This is a genomic window from Rhodococcus sp. (in: high G+C Gram-positive bacteria), from assembly GCF_049286785.1.
GTDB lineage: Bacteria > Actinomycetota > Actinomycetes > Mycobacteriales > Mycobacteriaceae > Rhodococcus_F.
The window spans coordinates 1-4,980 of sequence record NZ_JBAQEO010000101.1 but is presented as its reverse complement, the minus strand read 5'-3'; the positions used below and the strand labels follow the sequence as shown (position 1 = coordinate 4,980).

Here is a 4,980-nt window from a genome sequence, read left to right as displayed (position 1 = left end):
GCCGTGAGCTCGCGCTTCCCAGTCCTCAACTTCCGGGATGATCCCCAGGTCGAACGCTTCCTGCACCGCGTCGATCTGGCGCTCACGCGCAGCTACCGCAGCGGCGTCGTACCCGTCGAGGTCGAGGTCTTCTTCCTCGCCCGCCACCTCGAGCACGTTCCGCGCCGCATAGTGAGCGGTCTCCAGGTACGACTCATCTACGGCTCGTTCACCGCTCTCACGTGCTGCCACGACAGCCTCGACGGCGGACAAGGCCACCAAGTCGGCCGGGACGGCAGGAAAGAAGACCCGGGCGACGCCCGCGGCGCGATCGACGACCCGGGCGACACCCGCGGCGCGATCGACTCCGCCCGCCGGGAAACCGCCCACCACTTGACCACACCGCTCGGGTGGCCGGTCGCAAGCGCCGGTCGCCGAACCCCCGGACGCCGGTGCCGGCCAGCCGGGAGAAGAAGGCGAGGTCGAGTCGCCCCTCGGGACACACCGAAGAGCCGCCGCATCCCTGACGGGGCATCGGGGCCGGGGTGGCCACGCTCGCGTCGTATCAGCCAGGGAGCGATCGCGGCAGCCCGAACAATGCGGGCACGCTGTTGTCGAAGCGGGTCATGGCGCAGATCCGCGTACCGGCGTGATGTAACTCCTGTCCGAAAGGTGACCTTGTGCCCGCGAGGACGGGAAAATGGTACTCGGATGCAGTGGGGGCCAACACATTGCGAGTTCTCGCGGGTGGTGCGGTGGCAGAATGATCGCATGATCACCGCCAGCCAGGAAGAGCAGGGCATCAGCCGGGCGATCGCTCGGTTGTGCCGGGAGTTCCCCACCGTGTCGTACACCGACGTCGAAGCCGTGGTCACGCAGGTCAGAGCCGGGTACGAGCGGTGTTCCATCCGTGATTTCGTCCCGCTGTTCGTCGAACGGCATGCCCGCGAGCGGCTGTCGGTTCCGGCGGCGGCAACGTCCTCAGGTCACAGCAACCGGGCTTGCGGGTGCGCGGCGGGCGAGGAAAATGCTGGCCTGAGCAAGGGACCGGCTCGACCCCGGCCGCCGCGGCGACACTCGCCGCCGATTCCGGCACGACCATCCTGGCCCCGACACCGGATTCGGCGCGGCCGAGGGGACACTGCGGGGCAACCGCGGCCCCGACGGGGACACCGCCGACCGGTGAGAGGCCGTGTGCGACTGTCTTTCGCCGCCGCCGCCGCAGCACGCCCGGCTCAGTCGTCGACGACGACCACCACGCCGGCGCGCATCAACACGGCATACACCTCGCACAGCGGCGGGGTGAGCAACCGGACCACCGCGCCGAGCACCGCGTCCGGGCCGGTAATGGTCAGAGGATTCGACATGGGTCGAGGGTAGGATCCTCGGGTGCGCCCCGGGAGACGTGCAGCTTACGAAAGAGGAAACCATGGCCGACGAACAGTCTTTCTGGCAGTCGCACCGCACCATGGCCGGCGTGGCCCGCGACGCCGAACGTTTCGCAGTGCGCCTACCTCTGGTGGGCCACATCGGGATTCCCCGGCCCGAGCAGCTCGCCTACTTTGCCGGTTTGGGGGCGCTGGTGGCGTCGGGTCTGCTCGACTGGCCGGTTGCGGTGGCGATCGGTGTCGGTCAGCTCCTGCTCACCGAGCATGTCCAGGCCGGCGCCGGCAAGCCGCGGGCATCTGCCCCGGAAGCGGCGCCGGAGCACGACACGGCCCCCGTGTCCTGAATCCCCCTGTCCTGAACAGCCCTGTCCTCGAATTCTTTCGGTGGTGTCGTCGAGGGCCTCGACGGTGTGGAACCGGCAGTCGACGGTCCCGGTCGGTCCGACGGCCCACCGTCCCGACGGGCACCGGACGAGTGGGCGAACTGCACACCAACAGTGGGTGACGGTTGGCGGCGTCCTCTTCTGCCCTCACAGCCGCGAGCGCGAGAATCGAAGCACTGCGAAACCGACGGTGCAGACCCGGGCGATTCGGGTCACCGCGATGCAGACGACGAAGGCGCGGACGCAGCCGAAGGGATCGACATGACAGACAGCCCGGTGATCACCGTGGACGTGGATGGCACCCTCGAGGCCGACGGGGCCGCGGTGTGGGCAGCGACGGTCGCGCATCGGCGCGGCTGGGGGCTGCGGCTGGTCCACACACTGCCCGAGGCGTTGTACCTGATGAGCGATATCAAGGTGATGCGCCAAGGCCCCGCCGTCGCCCAGAACCGAACGGGCGGCGAATCGATTCTCGACCACGCTGCCGAGCTTGTGCATGCCCGCTTCTCTGGGCTGGAGGTCGGCACCGAGCTGTTGCTCGGGCCACCGGAGGTGGCGGTGGCCACGGCGGGAGCGCGGGCCCGGATGATCGTCCTTGCCCACGAACGCGGCGGCCTCGTCGACCGGATGCTCGGCTCGCCGGCACTGGACGTGGTCAAGAGGGCATCGTGCCCGGTCACCTTCTGGTGCGGACCACCCGGGCAACTGCCCGACCGACGACCGGTCGTAGTCGGGGTGGATGGCAGTGCGCTCGGCGACACCGCGCTCGTCGAAGCGTTCGAGTTCGCGTCCCTGTTCGGTGCCCCACTGACCGCCGTGCACGCCTGGTCGGTGCAGAACGAAACCGGGGGTGTGACGAATCCCCTGCTCATCGACACCGACGTACTCGCCCACGAGGCGAAGACCAGACTCGCCGCGCATCTGGCCACCCTGCGCGAGTTGTTCGCCGACGTCCCCGTGACCGAGGTCGTCACCCAGGACGAGCCCGCCCGGGCCCTGTTGCGCGCAGCCGACGGTGCCCAGCTCATCGTCGTGGGCACGCACGGCCGGGGGCGCATCGCCGGTGCCTTTCACGGGTCGGTGAGTCGGCACCTGCTGCGGCACAGCCCATGCCCGACCATGCTGTGTCGCCCCAGTTCACACCCGGGACACTGAGAAAAGTGGGATCGCCGGCCACAGCGGGCCTTGACCGGATTCGGCATCCCGGCGCTGGCGCCCCTGAGTCCGCGGCGATGATGGATGCCTGGTTCATCGACATCGCACGGGTGACCGGGCACCGGGCCTTTCTGCTGCCCCCCCGACGGCCATCACCGCTAACGTTGCTGCTGGTCACTTGACCCTCGCGCGGGTCCAGGCGTGGGCGAGCGGTCGGTGAGGGATGGGTAGTCCAACGGGAAGGAAGACCCTGTGGCAGGGGTGGTGATGGACTTCGACGCCTCGCTCATGGATGCGAGCGGCGTCGTCGAGTCGATGCGAACCGACCCGGACAATGGTCTGACGGCGGTGGAGGCTTCGCGTCGGTTGGCCTCGGTGGGCCCGAACGAGATCACGACCGAGAGGCCGGTGCCCGCGTGGCGCAAGTTCGCCGAGCAGTTCCGTGACCCGCTGATCTACCTGCTGTTCGCCGCCATTGCCATCTCCCTCGCCGTGTGGGTGGTCGAGGGGGCATCGGGCTGGCCGTTCGATGCCCTCGTCATCGCTGCCATCGTCGTCGTCAACGCCGTTCTCGGGTATCTGCAACAGACCCGCGCCGATCGTGCAGTCGAGGCCCTCGCGCGGATGAGCGCCGCCACTGCCACGGTGGTGCGCGACGGCGTACAGGCGCAGGTGCCCACCGGGGAGTTGGTGCCCGGCGACATTCTGGTGCTGGCCGAGGGCGACACCGTTGCCGCCGACGCGAGGCTGCTCTCGGGTGGCGCACTGAGGGTGGCGGAGGCCTCGCTGACCGGGGAAAGCGAACCCGTCCTCAAGGACGGTCGAACTCTTCCCGGGCCCGCGACCCTCGGGGACCGCCTCGACATGGTGTTCAACGGCACCGCGGTCATGCAGGGTGTGGGGCGGGCGGTGGTGACCGCCACCGGGATGGCGACCGAGATGGGGCGGATCGCCGATCTGCTGCACACCACCCGCGAGGACCCCACCCCGCTGCAACTCGAGATCGCCCGTGTCGGAAGGATGCTCGGCATCGCGGTGATCGCGATTGCCGTGGTGGTGATCGCGACGATCTTTCTGGTCTTCGGAATTCACGGCCTCGACGACGTGGTGACGGCACTGCTGCTCGGACTCTCGCTGGCCGTGGCCGCCGTGCCGGAAGGACTGCCCACGATTCTGTCGGTGGTGCTCGCGTTGGGCGTGCAGCGGATGGCCGGCCGGCACGCGATCGTCAAGAAGCTGTCGTCGGTCGAGACCCTCGGCTCGGCGTCGGTGATCTGCTCGGACAAGACCGGCACCCTCACCAGGAGCGAAATGACGATCGGACGGGTGGTCACCCCGGTGGGGGAAGTGACCCTCACCGGCGCCGGATACCGGCCCGAGGGGCGCGAAGAGCACCACGGTATTCCGATCGAGGAGGGCAGCACCCTGTGGCGTCAGACAGGGTACGTGCTCGGCGGAGGCAGCCTCGCCAACGATGCGTCGTTGTGGCAGCAGGACGGCGAGTGGATGATCCAGGGTGATCCGACCGAGGCGGCTTTCCTGGTCGCCGAGGTCAAGGTCGGTAACGGAGATCTCAAGGCTGGGCGGTTCCGGCGGGTGGGCGAGATCCCGTTCAGCTCCGAACGCAAGATGATGAGCAGTCTCGAGGCCGACGCCGAGCGGGGCGGCGCGGTAGTGGTGGTCACCAAGGGCGCCCCGGACGTGCTGCTGCGGCATTGTTCCCATGTACGGGTCGGCGATGCGGTGGAGGATCTGGACGATTCGTGGCGGGCCCGCATTCTCGAGGACGTCGAGCGTCTCGCGGGCGAGGCGTTCCGCACCCTGGCGGTGGCGTATCGGCCACTCGAGGTCACCACACCGCCGGAGATCGACGAATCCCTGGAACAGAATCTGGTCTACGTCGGCATGGTCGGCATCATCGACCCGCCCCGCCCGGAGGCGGCGGTCGCGATCGCCGAGGCCCACCGCGCGGGGGTGCGGGTCATGATGATCACCGGTGACCACCCCCGCACGGCAGCGCGGATCGCCAAGGACCTCGGCATCGCCGCGGAGGCTGTCGCGGTGGCAGGAGTCGA

General features: G+C 69.0%; 5 protein-coding genes and 1 pseudogene. 4 read left to right on the top strand and 2 right to left on the bottom strand.

The features are described from left to right. Positions 1 to 372 (bottom strand): hypothetical protein (locus tag WAW17_RS04010; RefSeq protein ID WP_422331719.1); only part of this gene is annotated, 372 nt, incomplete at its 3' end. Between the two features lie 204 nt (positions 373 to 576). Between WAW17_RS04010 and WAW17_RS04005 the strand changes: the two are divergent. Further along, positions 577 to 924, top strand: a pseudogene (locus WAW17_RS04005) (three-helix bundle dimerization domain-containing protein); the annotation flags it as partial. Between the two features lie 290 nt (positions 925 to 1,214). On the opposite strand, the gene WAW17_RS04000 reads toward WAW17_RS04005, so the two are convergent. Continuing rightward, positions 1,215 to 1,346 carry a hypothetical protein gene (locus WAW17_RS04000; protein WP_422331720.1) on the bottom strand — a complete coding sequence of 44 codons (132 nt, stop codon included), beginning with the start codon at positions 1,344 to 1,346 and terminating at the stop codon, positions 1,215 to 1,217. A 62-nt stretch (positions 1,347 to 1,408) separates the two neighbouring features. Between WAW17_RS04000 and WAW17_RS03995 the strand changes: the two genes are divergently transcribed. From WAW17_RS03995 to WAW17_RS03985, 3 genes are all read left to right on the top strand, one after another. Then, a complete protein-coding gene (locus WAW17_RS03995) occupies positions 1,409 to 1,711 on the top strand; it encodes a hypothetical protein (protein WP_422331718.1) in 303 nt (100 codons plus the stop codon). 300 nt (positions 1,712 to 2,011) lie between these two features. After that, the gene (locus tag WAW17_RS03990; RefSeq protein ID WP_422331717.1) at positions 2,012 to 2,905 is read left to right on the top strand and encodes a universal stress protein; all 894 of its coding nucleotides are present in this window, start codon (positions 2,012 to 2,014) and stop codon (positions 2,903 to 2,905) included. Between the two features lie 252 nt (positions 2,906 to 3,157). After that, a partial coding sequence (locus WAW17_RS03985; RefSeq protein ID WP_422331716.1) for a cation-translocating P-type ATPase occupies positions 3,158 to 4,980 on the top strand: 1,823 nt, incomplete at its 3' end.

Coding starts and splice junctions, on each gene's coding strand:
- WAW17_RS03995 (WP_422331718.1), top strand. CDS start 1,409: ATGGCCGACGAACAGTCTTTCTGGCAGTCGCACCGCACCATGGCCGGC.
- WAW17_RS04000 (WP_422331720.1), bottom strand. CDS start 1,346: ATGTCGAATCCTCTGACCATTACCGGCCCGGACGCGGTGCTCGGCGCG.
- WAW17_RS03990 (WP_422331717.1), top strand. CDS start 2,012: ATGACAGACAGCCCGGTGATCACCGTGGACGTGGATGGCACCCTCGAG.